The 20,970-nt window shown below is 64.6% G+C and carries 21 protein-coding genes; 10 read left to right on the top strand and 11 right to left on the bottom strand.

Annotated features, from left to right (window positions below):
* Positions 1–142: 142 nt before the first annotated feature.
* A complete protein-coding gene (locus ACR9YP_RS23310) occupies positions 143–397 on the bottom strand; it encodes a tautomerase family protein (protein WP_474217176.1) in 255 nt (84 codons plus the stop codon).
* A gap of 149 nt (positions 398–546) precedes the next feature.
* On the opposite strand from ACR9YP_RS23310, the gene ACR9YP_RS23305 reads away from it, so the two are divergent.
* Complete coding sequence (locus tag ACR9YP_RS23305; RefSeq protein WP_474217175.1) at positions 547–1,524, top strand: GlxA family transcriptional regulator; 978 nt, start codon at positions 547–549, stop codon at positions 1,522–1,524.
* A 909-nt stretch (positions 1,525–2,433) separates the two neighbouring features.
* On the opposite strand, the gene ACR9YP_RS23300 is transcribed toward ACR9YP_RS23305, so the two are convergent.
* Entirely contained in the window at positions 2,434–3,207 is a 774-nt protein-coding gene (locus ACR9YP_RS23300; protein ID WP_474217174.1) for a gamma-glutamyl-gamma-aminobutyrate hydrolase family protein, read from the bottom strand.
* A 260-nt stretch (positions 3,208–3,467) separates the two neighbouring features.
* Between ACR9YP_RS23300 and ACR9YP_RS23295 the strand changes: the two genes are divergently transcribed.
* Positions 3,468–4,601 carry an AI-2E family transporter gene (locus ACR9YP_RS23295; RefSeq protein WP_474217173.1) on the top strand — a complete coding sequence of 378 codons (1,134 nt, stop codon included), beginning with the start codon at positions 3,468–3,470 and terminating at the stop codon, positions 4,599–4,601.
* Between the two features lie 7 nt (positions 4,602–4,608).
* Here ACR9YP_RS23295 and ACR9YP_RS23290 read toward each other — a convergent pair whose 3' ends face one another.
* The 6 genes from ACR9YP_RS23290 to ACR9YP_RS23265 form a co-directional block, all read right to left on the bottom strand.
* On the bottom strand, positions 4,609–4,905 hold the full coding sequence (locus tag ACR9YP_RS23290) for an antibiotic biosynthesis monooxygenase family protein (protein ID WP_474217172.1): 297 nt from the start codon (positions 4,903–4,905) through the stop codon (positions 4,609–4,611).
* Between the two features lie 140 nt (positions 4,906–5,045).
* Positions 5,046–5,282 (bottom strand): hypothetical protein, encoded by a 237-nt coding sequence (locus ACR9YP_RS23285; protein ID WP_091893392.1) that lies wholly within the window; start codon positions 5,280–5,282, stop codon positions 5,046–5,048.
* Positions 5,283–5,341: 59 nt separating this feature from the next.
* Entirely contained in the window at positions 5,342–6,562 is a 1,221-nt protein-coding gene (locus ACR9YP_RS23280; RefSeq protein WP_474217170.1) for a GGDEF domain-containing protein, read from the bottom strand.
* 229 nt (positions 6,563–6,791) lie between these two features.
* Positions 6,792–7,271, bottom strand: a complete 480-nt coding sequence (gene rpsI, locus ACR9YP_RS23275) for a 30S ribosomal protein S9 (RefSeq protein ID WP_018642439.1) — start codon at positions 7,269–7,271, stop codon at positions 6,792–6,794.
* A 1-nt stretch (position 7,272) separates the two neighbouring features.
* Entirely contained in the window at positions 7,273–7,737 is a 465-nt protein-coding gene (rplM, locus tag ACR9YP_RS23270) for a 50S ribosomal protein L13 (RefSeq protein ID WP_018642440.1), read from the bottom strand.
* A gap of 156 nt (positions 7,738–7,893) precedes the next feature.
* On the bottom strand, positions 7,894–8,322 hold the full coding sequence (locus tag ACR9YP_RS23265) for a PaaI family thioesterase (RefSeq protein WP_128933403.1): 429 nt from the start codon (positions 8,320–8,322) through the stop codon (positions 7,894–7,896).
* 85 nt (positions 8,323–8,407) lie between these two features.
* Here ACR9YP_RS23265 and ACR9YP_RS23260 point away from each other — a divergent pair, with 85 nt between their 5' ends.
* From ACR9YP_RS23260 to ACR9YP_RS23245, 4 genes are all read left to right on the top strand, one after another.
* The gene (locus ACR9YP_RS23260) at positions 8,408–9,232 is read left to right on the top strand and encodes an enoyl-CoA hydratase (protein ID WP_176945864.1); all 825 of its coding nucleotides are present in this window, start codon (positions 8,408–8,410) and stop codon (positions 9,230–9,232) included.
* Positions 9,233–9,251: 19 nt separating this feature from the next.
* Positions 9,252–9,836, top strand: coding sequence for a CoA-binding protein (locus tag ACR9YP_RS23255; protein ID WP_438107977.1), 585 nt, complete (start codon positions 9,252–9,254; stop codon positions 9,834–9,836).
* 138 nt (positions 9,837–9,974) lie between these two features.
* Positions 9,975–11,255 (top strand): O-acetylhomoserine aminocarboxypropyltransferase, encoded by a 1,281-nt coding sequence (locus ACR9YP_RS23250; protein ID WP_474217169.1) that lies wholly within the window; start codon positions 9,975–9,977, stop codon positions 11,253–11,255.
* Between the two features lie 121 nt (positions 11,256–11,376).
* Positions 11,377–11,721, top strand: coding sequence for a hypothetical protein (locus tag ACR9YP_RS23245; protein ID WP_474217168.1), 345 nt, complete (start codon positions 11,377–11,379; stop codon positions 11,719–11,721).
* Here ACR9YP_RS23245 and ACR9YP_RS23240 read toward each other — a convergent pair whose 3' ends face one another.
* Positions 11,722–12,804 (bottom strand): COX15/CtaA family protein, encoded by a 1,083-nt coding sequence (locus ACR9YP_RS23240; protein WP_474217166.1) that lies wholly within the window; start codon positions 12,802–12,804, stop codon positions 11,722–11,724.
* A gap of 93 nt (positions 12,805–12,897) precedes the next feature.
* On the opposite strand from ACR9YP_RS23240, the gene ACR9YP_RS23235 reads away from it, so the two are divergent.
* On the top strand, positions 12,898–13,119 hold the full coding sequence (locus ACR9YP_RS23235; protein WP_027529931.1) for a DUF2842 domain-containing protein: 222 nt from the start codon (positions 12,898–12,900) through the stop codon (positions 13,117–13,119).
* Positions 13,120–13,122: 3 nt separating this feature from the next.
* Here the strand turns inward: ACR9YP_RS23235 and ACR9YP_RS23230 are convergent, their stop codons facing one another.
* The gene (locus tag ACR9YP_RS23230) at positions 13,123–14,166 is read right to left on the bottom strand and encodes a polysaccharide deacetylase family protein (protein ID WP_474217165.1); all 1,044 of its coding nucleotides are present in this window, start codon (positions 14,164–14,166) and stop codon (positions 13,123–13,125) included.
* Positions 14,167–14,292: 126 nt separating this feature from the next.
* Between ACR9YP_RS23230 and ACR9YP_RS23225 the strand changes: the two genes are divergently transcribed.
* The gene (locus ACR9YP_RS23225) at positions 14,293–15,474 is read left to right on the top strand and encodes a GNAT family N-acetyltransferase (RefSeq protein ID WP_474217164.1); all 1,182 of its coding nucleotides are present in this window, start codon (positions 14,293–14,295) and stop codon (positions 15,472–15,474) included.
* Positions 15,475–15,644: 170 nt separating this feature from the next.
* Here the strand turns inward: ACR9YP_RS23225 and ACR9YP_RS23220 are convergent, their stop codons facing one another.
* Complete coding sequence (locus tag ACR9YP_RS23220; protein ID WP_474217163.1) at positions 15,645–17,891, bottom strand: GumC family protein; 2,247 nt, start codon at positions 17,889–17,891, stop codon at positions 15,645–15,647.
* A gap of 203 nt (positions 17,892–18,094) precedes the next feature.
* Here ACR9YP_RS23220 and ACR9YP_RS23215 point away from each other — a divergent pair, with 203 nt between their 5' ends.
* Both ACR9YP_RS23215 and ACR9YP_RS23210 read left to right on the top strand, forming a co-directional pair.
* Positions 18,095–19,228 carry a glycosyltransferase family 4 protein gene (locus ACR9YP_RS23215; RefSeq protein WP_438107970.1) on the top strand — a complete coding sequence of 378 codons (1,134 nt, stop codon included), beginning with the start codon at positions 18,095–18,097 and terminating at the stop codon, positions 19,226–19,228.
* A 118-nt stretch (positions 19,229–19,346) separates the two neighbouring features.
* Complete coding sequence (locus ACR9YP_RS23210) at positions 19,347–20,897, top strand: undecaprenyl-phosphate glucose phosphotransferase (RefSeq protein WP_474217162.1); 1,551 nt, start codon at positions 19,347–19,349, stop codon at positions 20,895–20,897.
* Positions 20,898–20,970 lie beyond the last annotated feature (73 nt).

Here is a 20,970-nt window from a genome sequence, read left to right as displayed (position 1 = left end):
TGAACCTCAATGCTGCGCGTGGAGGCCAACGTCGCGATTGTGCAACGCAATGCAAATGGCCGTGCAGGATGGCGATGTGATCGGTTGAGCAGAGGCAGTGGCGGACCATGCCCACGGCTGATCCGCCCTGCGCCAGGCGCTGCTAGCGTGCCACCCTCACGCCGTCCGCGCCGATCGGTCCGAACGTGCTCGCGATGATCTCGCTCGTCGGCTGCATGCCGCCGAGCGACCAGTGCGAGGGCTCGTGCTCCTCGATCCTCACCCAGACGTTGCGGCGGAAATCGGGGGTGCCCTGCCCTTCGACCTCGACCAGGAGGTCGGTGACGCGTTCGAGCAGCGTCTTCTTCTGCACGGCGTCCAGGATGCCGCGGACGGTGGAAATGGTGACGTAAGGCATGTCTTTCTCCAATCATGTCGTGTGACGACGGCGGCAGATTGGACCGGACAGTGGCGGCCAGGCAGTGGCGGATAAGACAGAGATCGGGCAATTTCCGCCACGCACCCGCACGCCGATCGGATAGGATCGTCGCATCGTCCGGAGGTCCTATGAAGCTCGCAATTCTGGCGCTGGAAGGCTGCATGCATTCGGCGATCGCCGGCGTCGCCGACGTCCTGTCGCTCGCCAACCACGTGATGCAGCAGAGCGGAGCAAAATCCCGCTTCGCCTGCCAGACGCTCTCGCTCGATGGCAAGGCCGTGCGCGCCGGCGGCGGCCAGTTGGTTTCGGTCGATGGCGCGATCGGGAGCCGCGGCAGCTTCGACGCGATCATCGTCCCCGGCAATCTCGTCGACCACGTCACGGCCGCGCGCCTGCAACCGCAATATGCCCGCGCCGGCGCCTGGCTCCGGCAGCAGCACGCAAATGGCCGGCTGATCGGTGCATTTTGCAGCGGCGTCTTTCTGCTGGCCGGCGCCGGCCTGCTCGACAACCGCCGGGCCACCATCACCTGGTGGCTGCAAAACGAACTGCGGCAACGCCATCCCGCGATCGACCTCGCCCCGGACGCCGTCATCACCTGCGCGGACCGTCTCGTCTGCGCGGCCGGACCGATGTCGTGGGTCGACCTCCTGCTCAGACTGATCGAGATGGTCGACGGCAAGGAGATCGCAAAGTTGTGCGCCGATTACGTCGTCATCGACACCGCGCAGCGCACCCAGTCGATCTTCATGCCCGTCGGCTACCTGCTGTCGCAGGACCCGCTGCTGACCAAGGCCGACCTACTGGTTCGGCGCGCGGGCAAGCGTCCGATAACGGTCAAGCGCCTCGCCGACGCACTCAGCCTCAGCGAGCGCACGCTGAACCGGAAGTTTCAGGAGCTCACGCACGAGCCGCCGCAGGCCTTCATCACGCGCCGCCGCGTCGAGCACGCGCGCACGCTGCTGGAGACGACGAAGCAGCCGGTCAAGACCATCGCGCGGGCGGCGGGCTACGAGGACGAAAGCAGCTTTCGCAAGGCATTCCGCAAGCTGACCCTGATGTCGCCGCAGGCCTACCGCACGCGGCGGATGGAGCGGACAGTGTGAGGCTGACGCCAGACGGCCAACTGAGCGCGTCTACGATTCAACCGCACTGGAAAGATGAACTTTGCACCTCACCGTCAGCTTTCGTTCTGCATCTTGCTCCACTTCGTTCTCAAAGAACAAATCAGAGCCGCAAAAATCGGAGCGGACCAATTCCTACTGATTGGTTTATGCCGCCCGAGATTTGGAAGGCGCATGGGCGAAACACGGGCCGCCCATCTTTGCCGCGCCCTCAACTGGGATCGCATTCATCGTGCGGGAGCGGCAGGCGGCCGGAAAAGCCAGTCCACGTTCCATTGCAGAGGAGCAGATCGAAGCCGACAACCTGTTGGCGCGGAGGCCGCCTTCGGTTTGCTCGGCCCGGCACTTCCAAGTGTGTTTTCCATCGCAAGATGAAATGGGCCCGGAATAGAAGCCGCGATGCCTGCCACAATGGGCTCACCCAATGAGGTCGCTGCAATCGTGATTGTCACCACCGATATGGCGACTACGAACACATCAGTCACGATGCGTTTCGAAAAGTGCTTCGTCATGAGTTGAGCCCTCACAACCGAATTAAGCTACGTGGGGCAGTTACAATCTAGTTCTATGAAAATGGGTGGTACGCACGGGCGCTCACCGCGCGCGGCGGTCCATCCCTTTATAGGCCCGCAGCGATCGATGGTGTAGCAGCCATGCAGACCTAATGGAGCTCGTTCCGGCAGATCGAATTGATCGGCTCCTCAGCGTACATGCCTAGCATGAGCGTGAATGAATTGAATTCGTCGGATCCTCGCGAGATTGCGAAGCAATCCAGAGTCTTTGCGCGATGGGAGTCTGGATTGCTCCGCGGAGCCTGTCATCGGGCCGCGCTCCGCGCGGACCCGTTGGATGCGGCGTGGCGAGAGTCGGCTCCCACCCCTCGTTGTGCGCCTATGCCGCTGCCTTCTGGCGCTCGACCAGCGCTTCGCCAAAGGCCTCGAACAGCTTGCGGTTGATCGGATTGTGCTGCGGATCGTATTCGGCGTGCCATTGCACGCCGAGCGCGAAGGTCGGGGCTTCCGCGATGCGGATCGCTTCGATGGTGCCATCCTCGGCGACGCCCTCGATCAGCACACGTTTGCCGGGCTCCAGGATGCCCTGGCCGTGCAGCGAATTGACCCTGATCTTCTCGCAGCCGAGCAATTTTGCGAACGCCCCGCCCGGCGTCAGGTCGACGTCGTGGCGGTCGGCGAACACCACGGTCGGATCGGGATGGATCTCGCCATTCTCGAGCCTGGGCATGCGGTGATTCATGCGGCCCGGGATTTCGCGGATCTCGGGGTGCAGCGAGCCGCCAAAGGCGACGTTCATCTCCTGGAGGCCGCGGCAGATGCCGAACAGCGGAATGCCGCGGGCGACGCAGGCAACCGAGAGCGCCAGCGCGACCTCGTCGCGGTGGATGTCGTAGGGCTCGTGCTTCTCGCAGGGATCGACGTTGAAACGCGTCGGGTGCACGTTGGCCCGGGCGCCAGTGAGGATGACGCCGTCGACGGTATCGAGCAGCGCCCCGATATCGGTGATGTCGGGCGAGCCCGCGAACATCACCGGCAAACCACCGGAGACCTCGGCCACGGCGCGCAAATTTCGCTCGCCGACCATCTGGACCTGAAATCGATTTTCGACGCGATGGGCATTCCCGATCACGCCGACGACCGGCTTTCTCATCTCCCGTTCCGACCTCCTCCGTAAGAAGATTCTCCAAACATGCCCTTGGGGTGGAACAAATTCAACAGAAGGGATCGCGGGACGGCAATGCTATTTTCGCGCAAATGCCCGATCGGAGGGCGGCCGCGGCGCCGTTCACGCCGGTGGCGTTCGCCCGACGAGACCGTGGACAACGTCAAACCGGCGGTTATCGGCCGGCTTGATCCAAGGCGGGATTTCGCGAAAGAGTGCCTCCCCCGCAGCCGCCGAAAGGACCCGATGTGACCATCCCCGCAGATGAACGGCCCCGCCCCCGTGCCGATCTCGCCTGGGCGATCTCGGTCGGGGGCATCGGCGTTGTGCTGTTCACGGCGATGCTGGTCTTCACCTGGTATTTTGCCGCCACCTTGCTGCTGATCTTCACCGGCATGCTGCTCGGCCTCGGCCTCAATGCGCTGACGGGCGCGCTCGGCCGCCGCGTGCACCTGCCGCATCCCGTCCGCCTCGCGATCGTCTGCATCGCCCTCGCCCTGATGCTCGCGGGCGTCGCCTATCTCGGCGGTGCCACCATCGCCGAGCAGGCCTCGCTGCTGAGCAACACCATCAAGTCGCAGATCACCAACGTCCGGTCCTTCCTCGAAGGCCACGGCATCGATACCAGCTTCTTCGATCTCGGCAACGCGGCGCCTGACGCCACGGCATCGACGACATCGGACTCGACGCCCTCACCCGCAGCGCCCCCGCGCGGAGCATTGCCCGGCGCCGGCGCGCTGGCCTCCAGCGGCGGGGCGATCGTGAGCCAGACCTTCAAGCTGCTGCTTGGCACCATCCACGGTGTCGGAAACATTTTTATCGTGCTGTTCCTGGGTCTCGCCTTCGCCGCCCAGCCCGGCGTCTATCACGACGGCCTGTTGTTCCTCGCGCCGGCCAAACATCGCACGCGCATCACCCTCATCATCGACCGCATCAGCGAGACGCTGGAGCGCTGGCTGATCGCGCAGATTACGGTCATGCTCGCGGTCGGCGCGGTGACCTGGATCGGGCTTGCCGTCATCGGCATCCCCGGCGCGTTCATCCTGGGAATCCAGGCGGGCCTGCTCGCCTTTGTCCCGACCGTCGGCGCCATCATCGCCGGGGTCATCGTGGTGCTGGCGAGCCTTGCGTCGGGCTGGATCGCGGCGCTGTCCGCGCTGCTGCTGTTCCTCGGCGTCCACGCCATGGAAAGCTACGTGCTGACGCCGATCCTCCAGCGCCAGGCCCTGGACATTCCGCCGGCCACGCTGTTCGCGTTCCAGATCCTGCTCGGCGTCGTTTTCGGAATCTGGGGCCTCGCGCTGGCGCTGCCACTGGTCGCCATCGCCAAGGTCATGATCGACCATTTCAAGGCGTATGAGGCGCCGTCTCTGGCGGCCTGAGCCTGCTTCAGGTCGTCAGCACGGTCTCGGTGTGCTCGACCTCGGGGGGCGAAGCAAAATACTGCCCGACGAGGCCGCGCCATTCGGTGAAGTTTTCGGAGCCGCGGAAATCGACGGTGTGGCTCTCCAGTGTCGCCCACTTCACCATCAGGCGGTAGCGCTGCGGCTTCTCGATCGACTTGTGCAGCTCGAAGCTGTGAAAGCCCTTGGAGCGGCCAAAGGCGGCCTTGGCCTTGGCGACAGCTGCCTCAAAATCCTTTTCGCTGCCCGGCTTGACGTCGATTTGCGCGATCTCGGTGATCATCGGTTTCCACCCATTTTTGTTCGATGGGCGTGTCTACCGCAGCCGGCGCAAAAGAAAAAGGCGCCGAAACGGCGCCTGGACGGCTCGAAAATGCAGGTCTCTTAAATGCTAAATGCAAGTAAATGCTAAATGCAAGCCTCTCAGGCGAGCAGCAGCACGGTGCCCGCCACGATGAACGCGCAGCCGACGAACAGCACGAACGGCCAGTAGCTGCGGGCCTGGCCGTATCGTCCTTGCGCACGACGCTCCGTGATCAGCGCGCTCTCGTATTCGTCCGCGGTCGAGAACAGACAGGCGAAGCCGCCGCGTGCCGAGGCAGCTTGGGCTTCGAGTGACATCAGGGCGGCCTGCGGGGTCTGTCGACGGATCGATTCCATGACCATGATGGTAGGGATCGAATGGTAAACAGAGGATTACCGCAACGCCGCCTGTCGTCTCAGACGGTAGCCGGACGCGCCTGCGGCGCACCGGGCCGCGCAGCGCTCTGGCGACGCCAGTTCTCCAGCGACAGCGGCAGCTCCTCCGCCGCCTCGACGCGGTTACGGCCGCCGCGCTTGGCCTGGTAGAGCGCGGTGTCGGCCGAAGCCAGCAGCACCTCGAGCTCGGTGCCGGCCGGACCGCCGGCGACGCCGATGCTGACGGTGGTATCGACCGGACCTTCATCGACCACGACGCCGGAGGTCTCGAACGCTTCGCGCACGCGCTCGGCGACCAGCACCCCCTCTTCCAGCGAGCACGGCAGCAAGGCCGCAAACTCCTCGCCGCCGATGCGGCCCGAGAGATCGGAGATGCGCAGGTTGCTGACGACGACGGTCGAGAACAGTCTCAGCATCTCGTCGCCCGCGGGATGACCGAACCGATCGTTGATCGACTTGAAGTGGTCGATGTCGAAGATCATCACGGTCACCGGCCGCCCGGCCTTGGCCTCGCGCTCGATCACGCGGCTGCAGGCCTCGGAGAAGCCGCGCCGGTTGAGCATGCCGGTCAGGGGATCGGTCGACGCGGCGGTCCGGTGCGCGGTCACCGTGCGCTCGGACACCAGCATGAAGATCACGAACACGGTGCCGACGGCATAGAGCACGAGCTCGACCGCGAACACGGTGACCCAGATGCTCGACGAGAAGCCGGCGTCGTGCGGGCGCAGGAAGCTGCCGAGCACGATCGGCAGCATCAATGCGCAGCCGTGCATCACTGGCATCACGAAGGCCGGCCAGCGGCGTTGCATACTCTTGCGCCGTTCGGTCCAGAGCTCGCTCGCGGTCAGCGCCGCATAGACCGAGACGATGCCGGCGCCGATGATCATGCGCAGCACGGACGCCTCGGCGTTGAGCAGCGTGACGGCAGCGACCCAGGCGAGCGCGCCGAGCACGAGGCCCGGCCAGTTCGGCTTGCGGCCGTGGAAGACGCGCGCCGCATTCCACACCATGCCGCAGGCGACGAAGCCGACGGCATTTAACGCCAGATAGAGATGCGGCCCCAGCCTGTCGCCGGCCGCAGTCCAGAGCGCAACGGAGGCGGCGCCGAGGAGATAGGCGGTGCCCCACCATTTCAGCGCGGGGCTGTTCTCCTGTCTGCCGAAAAACACCATCATGGCGCCGAGCAGTGCGGCAACCATGGTGGCGACCAAATAGAGCGTGATGCTATCGAGCGACATCATGTCAGCCCCCTCTAAAACATAGCAGTTACGCGATCGGCCCAGCCGATTTGCGCGCCCTTCCGAATGTGACGCTATGTCTCGCGGGTTCCATTCAGGTTTTCGCGTGGACCCAAGTTTTCGGGAAACACGTCATCAATTTGCGTACAAACGAACAACAAAAAGGGCGCTGAAAACAGCGCCCTTTTGCATCTCATTGGAGCCGCTTTCGCGGCGAATGTGATCGAAGCGATTAACGCTTCGAGAACTGGAAGGACCGGCGGGCCTTGGCCTTGCCGTACTTCTTACGCTCGACCACGCGGGAGTCGCGGGTCAGGAAGCCGCCCTTCTTGAGCACGCTGCGCAGCTCCGGCTCGAAATAGGTGAGCGCCTTGGAGATGCCGTGACGGACGGCGCCAGCCTGGCCGGACAGGCCACCGCCGGCGACCGTGCAGATCACGTCGTACTGGCCGGAACGCTGGGCCACGGAGAACGGCTGCTCGATCATCATGCGCAGCACGGGACGGGCGAAATAGACCTCGACCTCGCGCGAGTTGACGGTGACCTTGCCGGCACCCGGCTTGATCCAGACGCGGGCGACCGCGTCCTTGCGCTTGCCGGTGGCGTAGGCGCGGTTGAACTTGTCGACCTTCTTCTCGTGCTTGGGCGCCTCGGGCGCGGCCGCCGTCTTGAGCTGCGAGAGCTGGTCGAGCGACTGGATGGATTCGGCCATGTTATGCGGCCCTCGTGTTCTTGCGGTTCAACTTGGCGATGTCGATCTTCTCGGGCTGCTGCGCCTCGTGCGGATGATCGGCGCCGCCGTAGACACGGAGGTTGCCCATCTGCACGCGGCCGAGCGGACCACGCGGGATCATGCGCTCGACGGCCTTCTCGAGCACGCGCTCGGGATGACGGCCTTCGAGGATCTGGCGCGCGGTGCGCTCCTTGACGTGGCCGACGTAGCCGGTGTGCTTGTAGTAGGTCTTCTGCTCGCGCTTACGGCCGGTGAGGACCGCATGCTGCGCGTTGATGATGATGACGTTGTCGCCGCAATCGACGTGCGGGGTGTAGGTCGGGAGGTGTTTGCCGCGGAGCCGCATGGCGACGATGGTGGCGAGACGGCCGACGACCAGACCCTTGGCGTCGATCAGCACCCACTTCTTCGTCACCTCGGCCGGCTTTGCCGAAAAGGTTTTCATGTCAGAATTTCCGTGAGGGAGACATCGGCGCGAACACCGCACCGGACTGGGCGGGTTTCTAGAGAAGAGAGGCGCAGCGGTCAATGCCCCAAGGCGGAATTTATATTCGTAGAATCAATAACTTAAAAATATGGTGCTATACTACCTGCAAAAAGTTCAAACATTTGGAATGGAGTAGGTCGAGGTGACATGGGCGATTGGGTCGGCTGATGTGCCCGACAGGAGATTCACCTCCCCCACTGCCAGGCGCTTGCCGAGCTTGAGCAGTCGGGCCTCGGCCAGCACGTCCTGCCCGGGCTGGCCCTTGCGCAGGAAGTTGATGTTGAGATTGGTCGTGACCGCGAGCCCGATCGGCCCGATTGCTGACAGCAGCACCACGTACATCGCGAAATCGGCCAGCGCCATCAGCGTCGGTCCGGACACGGTTCCACCCGGTCGCAGCATCCTTTCGCTGTAGCGCTGGCGCAAAAGGCAGGTCTGGCCATCGGCGCTTTCGATCGTGATGTCATCGCCGCTGAAGGCCTGGGGAAACTCGTCACGCAGAAACTGCTCGACCTCCGCCACGCTCATTTTCGCCAATGCCATGCTGTTCCCACCCTCGCTTCGCTCGCCCTGTTACATTAAGTTATCTGCATCATCCAATTGCAATAATCCAACTGGAAACGCTTCGATGTCCGCCCAGGCCGCCCGTGCCCCCTCCCCGCAACCGCCGATCCTGCTGCGCGAGATCGTCGGCAGCGTCGCCGTGCTCACGCTGAACCGACCAGCCGCGCGCAACAGCCTTTCGGAGGCGATGATCGGACAGCTGCATGCGAGCCTCAATGCGATCGCGGAAGACAAGCACATCCGTGCGGCCGTCATCGCAGCCAACGGCCCCGCTTTTTCCGCCGGCCACGACCTGAAGGAACTGACCGCGCGCCGCACCGATCCGGATCGCGGCCGGGCTTATTTTGCACAGATCATGACGGCGTGCAGCGCCATGATGCAGGCGATCGTGCGCCTACCCAAGCCCGTGGTCGCTGCAGTCCAAGGCATCGCCACCGCGGCGGGCTGCCAGCTCGTGGCAAGCTGCGATCTGGCGATCGCCTCGGAGGCGGCGAGCTTCGCCACTCCCGGCGTCGACATCGGCCTGTTCTGCTCGACACCGATGGTGGCGCTGTCGCGCAACGTGCCGCGCAAGCAGGCGATGGAGATGCTGCTGACGGGCGAGCCGATCCCGGCCGCGCGCGCCCGCGAGATCGGCCTCGTCAATCGCATCGTCCCCGCTGGCACCGAGCGCGAGGCCGCGATTGCGCTCGCACAGCAGGTCGCACTGAAATCTGCCTACACCGTCAAGCTCGGCAAGGAGGCATTCTATCGCCAGGCCGAGATGAGCCTTGCCGAGGCCTATCGCCATGCGGCAGAGGTGATGACCGAGAACATGATGGCGCGCGACGCCGAGGAAGGCATTGGCGCCTTCATCGCAAAGCGTACGCCGACATGGCGGGATGAATGACAACAAGAAAAGATATGAGATGAACCACGACGCCTATCCCGACAATTACATCCGCGGCATCCTCAACAGCGTGAAGTCGATCGCGATGGTCGGCGCCTCGCCGGTCAACGTGCGGCCGAGCTACTTTGCGTTCAAATATCTGGCGCAGCGCGGCTACGACATGATCCCGGTCAATCCCGGTCATGTCGGCAAGGAGCTGCTCGGAAAGCCCTTCGTCGCCTCGCTCGTAGACATCGGCCGTCCGATCGACATGATCGACATTTTTCGCAACTCCAGCCACATCATGCCTGTGGTCGAAGAGGCGCTCACGCTCGATCCACTGCCGAAGGTGATCTGGATGCAGCTTGGCGCGCGCGACGACGCTGCGGCGGCGAAGGCAGAGTCCGTCGGTATCAAGGTGGTGATGAACCGCTGTCCCAAGATCGAATACGGCCGCTTGTCGTCTGAGATCTCCTGGATGGGCGTGAATTCACGCACGCTCAGCTCCAAGCGCGCGCCGGTGCCGACGCAAGGCATGCGGCTATCCCTCAATCGGATGAGTGTCGGCGGTGGCGACACCGCGGCATCAGATCGCGCCGCCAAAAACAAGACCGAGCAAAGCTGACGCGATCGCGTAGGATTCATTTCGCGATCGCGACAATGCGTAGCACGATCGTTCCGATGTGAAGCCGCAGCTTGACGGCGGACGCCGCGCCGATCAGCATGCCGCGCGATTTCAGACCAAGAGAACAGGACGCCCTCAATGAGCGATCGCCTTCCGGGATTTTCCACGCTCGCCGTGCATGCCGGTGCACAGCCCGACCCCACCACCGGTGCGCGCGCAACTCCGATTTATCAAACGACATCTTTCGTGTTCAACGATGCCGACCACGCCGCCTCGCTGTTCGGTTTGCAGGCGTTCGGCAACATCTATACCCGCATCGGCAATCCCACCAACGCGGTGCTGGAGGAGCGTGTCGCCGCGCTCGAAGGCGGCACGGCCGCGCTCGCGGTGGCCTCGGGCCATGCCGCACAGGTCGTGGTGCTGCAGCAATTGCTCCAGCCCGGCGATGAATTCATCGCCGCGCGAAAGCTCTATGGCGGCTCGATCAACCAGTTCACGCATGCGTTCAAGAGCTTTGGCTGGAACGTGGTGTGGGCCGATCCCGATGACATCGGAAGCTTCGAGCGCGCGGTGACGCCGCGCACGAAGGCGATCTTCATCGAGTCCATCGCCAATCCGGCCGGCAGCATCACCGACATCGAGGCGATCTCGACGGTGGCGCGCAAGGCCGGCGTGCCGCTGATCGTCGACAACACGCTGGCCTCGCCCTATCTGATCCGCCCGATCGATCACGGCGCGGACATCGTCGTGCACTCGCTGACGAAATTCTTGGGCGGCCATGGCAATTCGCTCGGCGGCATCATCGTCGACGCCGGCACGTTCGACTGGTCCATAGGCGGCAAATATCCGATGCTGTCGGAGCCACGGCCGGAATATCACGGCATCCGCCTCCAGGAGACCTTTGGCAATTTCGCCTTCGCGATCGCCTGCCGCGTGCTGGGCTTGCGCGACCTCGGGCCAGCGCTCTCCCCGTTCAACGCCTTCATGATCCTGACCGGCATCGAGACGCTGCCGCTGCGCATGCAGAAGCACTGCGACAACGCCAAGGCGGTCGCCGAATTCCTCGCCGGCCATCCGGCGGTGGCGTCGGTCAGCTATGCCGGGCTTCCGAGCGACAAGTACAATCAGCTCGCGCGCAAATACGCGCCGAGGGGCGCAGGCGCCGTGTTCACCTTCAGCCTGAAGGGCGGCTATGACGCCGGCGTCAGCCTGGTGTCGAAATTGCAGCTGTTTTCGCATCTGGCCAACGTCGGCGACACCCGCTCGCTGGTGATCCACCCGGCCTCGACCACGCACAGCCAGCTCGACGACGCCGCCAAGGTCAAGTCCGGCGCCGGCCCCGACGTGGTGCGGCTCTCGATCGGCATCGAGGACAAGGAAGATCTGATCGCGGATCTGGAGCAGGCGCTGGGCGCTTAGTTCTTGTGATTCCGAGGCGGAGTGCAAAGCCGCCCCGGAATGACGGGCCTAGTTAACAGTCATTAACCACACCTGCCGCATACATCGTCTTTGGATCGCCCCCTTTGATTCGGAGCCGACGATGCTGCGCTGGATGGTGCCTGCCCTTGCCGCGATGCTGACCGTTTCGGCCGCCGTTGCTGCCGATCTGCCGGCCACGCCGAAGCGGCGCGCCGCTGTTCCGCCGCAGGAAGCACCAAGAGTCTATGTCGAGACCGATCCGGACGCGCTGATCTCGCCGGCCTATGGCATCGGCAGCTACATCCGCAACCTGCCGGGCACCCCGCTCCTGCCCGGCTCGCACACATTGCCCGGCTATTACGGTCGCCCCTGGGATTACGATTATCAGGGCTCGTATTACGGCGGGAAGCAGGTCGACTATTTCTGGCGCCTGCCTTACGCGTGCGGAGTCTACGGCTATTGTTGATCAGCTGGCCTGACCCAGCGGAACACCGCGCGGCCGCGCCTCAGTCAGCTGCCGCGAAGCCAGACGCTCCACCTGCATTACCGCGAGTGTCAACACGACGATTGCGACCGCCTGATGCGCGAGCGCCAGTCCGATCGGAACCTGGTTGAGCAGCGTCAGGATGCCGAGCACCGCCTGCAGGCTCACCGCAGCAAACAACCACAGCGCGCCGCTTGCCGCCGCACCTGCGCGCGACCGCACCGCGTCGATCGCGTGCAGCGCCGCCAGCACGAACAGCGCATAGGCCGTCATGCGGTGCTCGAACTGCACCGTCAGCACATTGTCGAACAGGTTGCGCCACCACGGCGTCTCGAACCACAGCCGATCCGCCGAGGGAATGAACGCACCGTCGATCTGCGGCCAGGTGTTGTAGGCACGCCCGGCCCGCAGACCCGCGACCAGCGCGCCGAAATAGATCTGCACGAAGGTCACAACGAGGAGCAGCGCGCTCGTGAACCTCAACCGCGGCGGCACGGCGATCTGCGGCCGCTCCTTGAGCCGCCGCACCGTCCAGACGATGCCGGCAAAGATCAGAAGCCCGAGCATCAAATGGGTCGCCAGCCGATATTGCGACACCTCGATGCGTTCCGACAGGCCCGAGGCTACCATCCACCAGCCGACCGCGCCCTGGAGGCCGCCGAGCGCGAACAGCAGCCAGAGCCGCCGCTTCAGTTCACCCGGCAGGCCGCCGCGCCACAGGAAGAACAGGAACGGCAGCAGATAGGCAACGCCAATGAAACGCCCGAGCAACCGGTGGCTCCATTCCCACCAGAAGATCTCCTTGAACTCGGACAGGCTCATGCCCGCATTGAGCTCGCGATATTGCGGGATCCTCTTGTAGGCCTCGAACGCCTCGGTCCACTGCGTCTCGGTGAGCGGCGGCACGCTGCCCGTAACAGGCTTCCATTCGACGATCGAGAGGCCGGATTCCGTCAACCGCGTCGCGCCGCCGACGAGCACCATCAGCGCGATCAGCGCGGCCACGGCGATCAGCCACACGCGCACGGCGCGATGCGGTTGGGACGGGGCGGAAATCGTCGTCATTGAGGGCAAAAACCAGGCTTGAACCGGACTGCGCGCTCCTTATAGTCCCCCGCTCCCGCAGCGCAAGTTACGCGAAAGCAGCAAGCTCCCGCCATGACGATCCGCACCCGCAAGTTCCTCGGCGCCATCCTGCTCCTGGTGCTGGCCACGGTCTGGGCTCTGCTCGGCATGGCGCTGGCGCAGATGCCATGGATCGCCGAGTCCGGCTGGCGGCAGGCGATCTACTACGTGGTGGTTGGCATGGGTTGGGTGCTGCCGGCGATGCCGATCGTGAGCTGGATGCAGCGTCCCGATCGCGCCAAATCCAGTTCGTAGCGCCTATCTCGTGGCGCTTCCCGTCGGTTTCACCGGCGCAAAGGCAACGCCTGACATCAGCACGCGCATCCTGCGCAGCGATTGGACCCGGCCGTCCCAGGAGATCCGCGGCAGCGCGCGCAAATTGGTGCGTCCCTCCGCATCTACGATACCAGGGATCGTCGACACGGCGCTGGCAAAGCCGGCCTCCTCCGCCATCACGACGTGGCTGCGCCGAAACGAAGATCGATCGCCGAACGGAAAGGCGAGATGCCTGATCTCGCGGCGGAAGGCCGCTTCCGCGACCGCCTTGCCCATCGTCATCTCGCGGAGCGCGGCCGCATCCTTCATGTTGGCGAGAACGGGATAGTTTACGGTCGCGCTGCCGATCGTGACGAGCGGATCGGCGGCGAGCTTGGTCAGGTCTTCCCAATCCATCGACGCTTCGCGCGAGAGCGCGGCGAGGTCTATTCGGTAGCGCGTGCAGAGATCGGCGATCGCCGCCGACAGATCCGCCGGCGGCAGCGAACGCAGCCAGCCCTCGAGATACGAAAACACCGCCTGCTTCTCGGCATTGTCAGTGACGGTGAAGCGCTGCTCCTGGTTGTCCATGATCAGGCTGATGCGGCTCTCGCGCGCGATCATCCGTTCGAGCGCGAGCCACCAGGCTTCGCCGACGCCATCGGGGAACGCAGTCGGCACATAGATCGTGAAGGGCACGGCGTGGCGCGCCAGCACCGGATAAGCGAAGTTGATGAGATCCTTAGTAGCGCCATCGAAGGTCAGTGCCACGAAGCGCCGTTTCTCCGGCAGCGTCACCGCGCGGCGGCAGACCTCGTCCATGCCAAGGAAATCGTACTTCCACTGCTTCAGCGCGCGAATGGCGCGATCGAGGAACTGCGGCGTGATCTCGTGCTGGCCCAGCGGCTGAAATCGGCCGCGCCGCCGCGGCCGCACATGCGCGAAGCGCAGGATGGCGCCGGCACCACGGCTGCGCAGCGCAGCCTGACCGCTGAACCAGGCCAGCTCAAGCCGCAGACGCGCCGGCCATCTATCGTCGGATGCCAAGGTCTACACCTCCCTCCGGCGCCTGTTCCCCCCGCCTATTATCATTACCCTTTGTTGACACTTCTTTGCAAAGGTCGGCCACGGGCCGAAATACGTATATTTTTGATTTCTCGACAGGTTTCGCGAATGACCATGGCTGCGGCGATGCAAAGCCGGACGGCAGAAGCGCCAGCGCGGTCGAAAACGAGCCGCATCGCCCAGGTCGACATCGTCACCGATCTCGGCGAGGCCGAGGCGGCCTGGCGCGCCTTCGAGGAGAGCGGCCACTTCTTCACGCCCTATCAGCGCTTTGACCTGCTCGCTCCCTGGCAGCAGCTGGTCGGCGAATGCGAGGGCGCCCGCCCCTTCATTGTGATCGCCCGCGACGCCGAGCAACGGCCGCTCCTGCTGCTGCCGTTGTCGCTGCGCCAAAGCCACGGCGTGCGCACGGCCTGCTTCATGGGCGGCAAGCATACCACCTTCAACATGGGCCTGTGGAGCGCCGAATTCGCGGCACAGGTCGTCCTCGCGGATCTCGATGCGCTGCTTGCGCCGCTGCGCGAGCATGTCGACGTCCTCTCGCTAACGCAGCAACCCAAGCGCTGGCACGATCAACAGAACCCGTTTGCGCTGCTGCCGCAGCAGAGCTCGGTCAACGGCTGCCCGTTGCTGGCGATGGAGCCGGCCGGCCCGCCCGCATCGCGGATCAGCAATTCCTTCCGCCGCCGTCTCAAGAGCAAGGAGAAGAAGCTCCAGGCCCTCGCCGGCTACCGCTACCACCTTGCGACCGAGGATGCGGACATCGTGCGCCTGCTCGACTGGTTCTTCCGCGTCAAGCCGGCGCGGATGGCGGAGCAGAAACTGCCGAACGTCTTCGCCGAACCGGGGGTCGAACAGTTCATCCGCAACGCCTGCCTTGCCCGGCGCGGAGACGGACGCGTGATCGACATCCACGCGCTTGAATGCGACGAGGTCGTGATCGCGATCTTCGCCGGCGTCGCCGACGGCCAGCGCCTCTCGATGATGTTCAACACCTACACGATGTCCGAGCACGCCCGCTACAGCCCGGGCCTGATCCTGATGCGCTACATCATCGATGCCTGCGCCGAGCGCGGCTATTGCTCGCTCGACCTCGGCATCGGCTCGGATGACTACAAACGGATGTTCTGCAAGGACGACGAAGACATTTTCGACAGCTTTGTCCCGCTGACCTCACGCGGCAAGCTCGCGGCGATGGCGATGTCCTCACTGAGCCGCGGCAAGCGACTGGTGAAGCAGAACCAGATGCTGTTCGACTTGGCGCGACGGCTGCGGCAGGCGTTCGGGTAGCAATTCTCCGCTTGCGAGCTGCCCTGCTCCCGCAACGGAAAGTATTGTAGGGTGGGCAAAGCGAAGCGAGCCCACCACCTCTGTTGCGGTATTGGATCGACGGTGGGCACGGCGCAAGCGCGCCTTTGCCCACCCTACGATTCTGAGCGCGCGGAGAGAGAAAGAAAAGCCTATGCCGCCACGACGCACGGCGCCTGCATCGCATCCGTCGGCTGCACCGGCTTGCTCAGCATCGTCACGTCGCTGAAGCCGACGGCGCTCAGCTGCTCGCACATCAGCGTGCGCGCATCCGGCGCCATCGACGCCTCAGGCACCACGACGGCGCGGGCATGGGTCGTCAGCAATTCCGCCGGCAGGTCGGAGGCGCTGCCGGCATCCAGCAGCACGTGGTCGTAAGCGCGGAGCAGCGCATCGATCGCGAGCGTCACCCGCGGCGACTGCAGCAAGCTGCGATCGAAGCCGGGGCGGCCGGCCAGGACCAGATGCAGCCGCGACAGCTTGTCCCGGGTGATGATTTGCGCGAAAGACGCTTCGCCCTGCATCAGCTCGGCAAGGCCAGGCGCAGAGGCATCGACAGCCACCGCGGCAATGGTCGGCGAGGACGCGGCGAGATCGACCACGACGACACGTGCGTCACGCGCGAGATGCCGGGCGAGCGTCAGCGCCGAGAGCGTGATCGATGTGCCGGCCGCGGTGCCCAGCACCGTGATCTTCTTCGCCGCCGCGCCCGCTGCGCGCAGGCGCTCGGCCAGCTGCTCGATCTCGGCGAGTTCGGTGATGTCGGCCTCAGCCGTCATCGCTGGTTGAAGCGGCCCGGGCTCGTCGACGACCGGATCGACCATCGGCTCGACCACCGGCTCATGACGCGGCGTAGCCCGCGACGGGAGGACCGCAGCTACCGCGCGCGGCGCGGTCTGGCGCAACAGCTCGCCGGTGACGACGACACCGGACGACAGCAGCAGCGTCGCGATCGTCGCGATCAGCACGATCGGCAGCTTCTTCGGATAGGCCGGCGTGTTCGAGACGATGCCGCGCGAAATGATGCGGCCATCCGTCGGCGCGGTATCGATCGTCTCGCGAGTGTTGGCCTCGCGGTACTTGGCGAGATAGGTTTCCAGCAGGTCGCGCTGCGCCTTGGCTTCGCGCTCCAGCGCGCGGAGCTGCACATCCTGGCCGTTGGTGGATGCAGCCTGCTTCTTGAGCTGCTCGAGACTCGTCGTCAGCCCGTCGACCCGACCGCTGGCGATTCGAGCGTCGTTTTCGAGCGAACGCGAAATCTTGCCCGCTTCGTCGCGGATCTGGTTGTCGAGATCGCCAAGCTGCGCCTTCAACTCCTTGATCCGCGGGTGATTGCCGAGCAGCGTGGACGACTGCTCGGCAAGCTGCGCACGCAGCGTCACCCGCTGCTCCGACAGCCGCCGCATCAATTCGGAGTTCACCACCTCCGATGCCTCGATCGGCTTTCCGCTCTGGAGCATTTCGCGGATCAGGCGCGCCTTGGATTCTGCGTCGGCCTTGATCGAGCGCGCGTTGTTGAGCTGAGTATTGATCTCGCCCATCTGCTGGTTCGACAGCGTGGTGTTGTTGGTGCCGACGAAAAGGCTCGACTTGGAACGAAAATCCTCCACCCTGGCCTCGGCGTCGGAGACCTTCTTGCGCAAAGTCTCGATCTCGCCCGCGAGCCACTGGCTGGCATTCTTGGCCTGCTCCTGCCGCACACCCTGCTGGAGCACGAGATAGCCGTCGGCAATAGAGTTGGCGACACGCGCGGCGAGCTCGGGATCGGCGGACTGGAATTCGACCACGATCACGCGCGACTTGTCGACGGCGTAAGCCTGGAGGCGCTCGTAATAGGCATCCAGCACGCGCTCTTCCGGCGTCATCGAGAACGGATCGCGGCCGATGCCGACCAGTGCCGCCAGCGATTTCAGCGGCGAGATGCCCTGCAGCACCGGATCGAATTCAGGCCGCTCCGCGAGCTTGTTCTTCTTGATGATCTCGCGCGCGAGATCGCGCGACAGCACGAGCTGCACCTGGCTGGTGACGGCTTCGGCGTCGAGCGCCTGCCGCTCCTCGGTGCGATCGCTGTTCGGGCGCAGGAACACGTTCTCGCGGCCGTCGATCAGGATCCGCGATTCGGACTTGTAGCGCGGCGTGACGAGGTTGACGGCGGCGATGGATGCGACGAGCACCAGCACCGTCGGCACGACGATCCAGCCGCGCTTGCGCGCCAATGCCGCGCCGAGCGCATGCAGGTCGATGTCGCCGGATTCGACTGGCGCCTGCTTCACGACAACGGGTGCAGGCCCTGCTTCGATCTTGGCTTCGATCTTGGGCGCGGCTTCGGCTTTGGACTTCGAGACAGCCCGCTCGATCACAGCCTTGTCCTTGCCGGCACGCCAGAACGCTAAACGCATCGAACACTCCCGCAGGGCAACGCTGCGACTCTATCTCAACCGGAGCGATTACACTCCATTAAGGTTGCCGCTGGGTTAATCGCGACGTCCGGCGACCGGCGCACGCGCGCTCGTCACCGTTTGTTAACCACGAGGCCCCTTAATCCATCTCGATTATTTCGCGAGAATTGTTCGGAAGCCGCCGTCGAGCGCTGGTTTTGATCATGCCCCCCTCTCCCGACCGGCCGCTTCGCATCCTGCACGCCGTGCGCGCACCCGTTGGCGGCATCTTCCGCCATATCCTCGACGTCGCCAATGGCCAGGTCGATCGCGGCCATCATGTCGGCATCCTCGCCGACAGCCTCACCGGCGGCGAGCGCGCCGACAAGGCGCTTGCCGAGCTCGCGCCGCGGCTGAAGCTCGGCGTGCACCGGCTCGCGATCCACCGCGAACCGTCACCTGGCGATGTTCTGGTGTGGCTTCGCATGCGGCGCCTGATCGCGACGCTCAAGCCTGACGTCATGCACGGCCACGGCGCCAAGGCCGGCGCCTTCATCCGCATGCGGCGGCGCTCGGACGATACCATCCGCATCTACACCCCGCACGGCGGCTCGCTGCATTATCCCCTCAACACCTTCAAGGGCGAGTTCTACGCGCGACTCGAACGCACGCTGATGGACGCGACCGACCTGTTTCTGTTCGAGAGCGCGTTTGCCCGCGACACCTATCAACGCATCGTCGGCACGCCCAAGGGTGTGGTCCATTGCGTCTTCAACGGTGTCACGCCGGAAGAGTTCGAGCCCGTCGTGATCGCCGACGATGCCACCGACCTCGCCTATGTCGGCGAGTTCAGGCACATCAAGGGCGCGGATCTGCTGGTCGATGCCGTGGCGCGCCTGCATGAGGGCGGCAAGAAGGTCACGCTGACGCTCGGCGGCGATGGCGAGGAAACCGCGGCGCTGAAGCATCAGGTCGAGAGGCTCGGCCTCTCCAGCGCGATCCGCTTCATCGGCCATGTCAAGGCGCGCTACGGCTTCTCCAAGGGGCGGCTGCTGGTCGTCCCCTCGCGCGGCGATTCCATGCCCTATGTCGTGATCGAAGCGGGCGCGGCCGGCATTCCCATGATCGCGTCCCGCATCGGCGGCATTCCCGAGATCTTCGGGGCGGAGAGTCCGGCCCTGTTCGCACCGAGCAATTCCGAGGCCATGGCCGAAGCGATCGCGGCCGCCCTCGACGATCCGCAAGCAACGGCGCAGCGCGCGGCCGCCTTGCGCGCGCGCATCTCGGCGCATTTCTCGCAAGCCGCGATGGTCGACGGCGTGCTCGCCGCCTATCGCGACGCATTTGCCAATCATTAACCATCCTTAAGCCCGCTTTAGAAAATCTTCCGATTTGTTCGATAATCGAAGGCCCAGGGGATGCTCGCCCCGGCGCGCAAGGCCGTGCCGCGGGGCTTTGGAATGGACGTGGACGCCCGTGGAACCGCTCAACGCACGCTCGATGCTCGATGCCGCGGCCAGCGCCGCGGCGACGCCCGCTGCCCAACCCTTTGTGGAGCGCCGCCGCCGGCTCTCGCCCGCTGCGCTCGAGGTCGTCAATCAGAAGGTCGCCCGCGCCTATTCGCCGATCGTGATCGCCGGCTTCGTCCGCCTGGCTGACTTCGCGCTGCTCAGCCTCGTCGGCATTGCGCTCTATGTCGGCTATGTCATGCTGCTCGCCGGTGCCTTCAGCTGGGTCTATCCTGCGGAGATCATTGCGGTGGCGGTCGCCGCCGTGGTTTGCTTTCAGGCCGCCGACATCTATCAGGTGCAGTTGTTCCGCGGGCAGCTTCGGCAGCTGACCCGGATGATCTCGTCCTGGTCGGTCGTCTTCCTGCTGTTCATCGGCATCTCGTTCTTCGCCAAGTTCGGCAGCGAAGTGTCGCGGCTGTGGCTTGCCGCCTTTTACTTCCTCGGGCTCGCCGCCCTGATGGCCGAGCGTCTCGTCCTGCGCTCGCTGGTGCGCGCCTGGGCGCGCGAGGGTCGGCTCGACCGCCGGACCATTATCGTCGGCTCCGACAGCAACGGCGAGCAGCTCGTCGAGGCGCTGAAGGCGCAGGAGGATTCCGACATCCACGTGCTCGGCGTATTCGACGACCGCAACGATAGCCGCGCGCTCGACAGCTGCGCCGGCGCGCGCAAGCTCGGCAAGGTCGACGACATCGTCGAGTTCGCCCGCCGCACCCGCGTCGACCTCGTGCTGTTCGCACTGCCAATCTCGGCGGAGACGCGCATCCTGGAGATGCTGAAGAAGCTCTGGGTGCTGCCGGTCGACATTCGCCTCTCCGCGCACACCAACAAGCTGCGCTTCCGTCCCCGCTCCTATTCGTATCTCGGCGAGGTGCCGACGCTGGACGTGTTCGAGGCGCCGATCACCGACTGGGATCTGGTGATGAAGTGGCTGTTCGACCGCATCGTCGGCAGCCTCGCGCTGCTCGCCGCCCTGCCGGTGATGGGATTGGTGGCGCTGGCGGTGAAGCTCGACAGCTCCGGCCCGGTGCTGTTCCGCCAGAAGCGTTTCGGCTTCAACAACGAGCGGATCGACGTCTACAAGTTCCGCTCGATGTACCACCATCAGGCCGATCCGACCGCCTCGAAGGTCGTGACCAAGAACGATCCACGCGTCACCCGCGTCGGCCGCTTCATCCGCAAGACCAGCCTCGACGAGCTGCCGCAGCTCTTCAACGTGGTGTTCTCCGGCAATCTCTCGCTGGTCGGCCCGCGTCCGCATGCGGTGCAGGGCAAGCTCCAGAGCCGGCTGTTCGACGAAGCCGTCGACGGCTATTTCGCCCGCCACCGGGTCAAGCCCGGCATCACCGGCTGGGCCCAGATCAACGGCTGGCGCGGCGAGATCGACAATGAAGAGAAGATCCAAAAGCGCGTCGAGTTCGACCTCTACTACATCGAGAACTGGTCGGTGTTGTTCGACCTCTACATTCTCCTGAAGACGCCGATCTCGCTGCTGACCAAGAACGAGAACGCGTATTGAGTTGAGTTTCCTGTCATGCCCCGCGAAGGCGGGGCATCCAGTACTCCGCAGCGCCAACCGTTTTCGCAATAGG

The sequence above is a fragment of the Bradyrhizobium sp. BR14999 genome (genome assembly GCF_056106085.1).
Note: the sequence above shows the minus strand (reverse complement) of the source record. Positions and strands in the feature narration are given on the sequence as shown.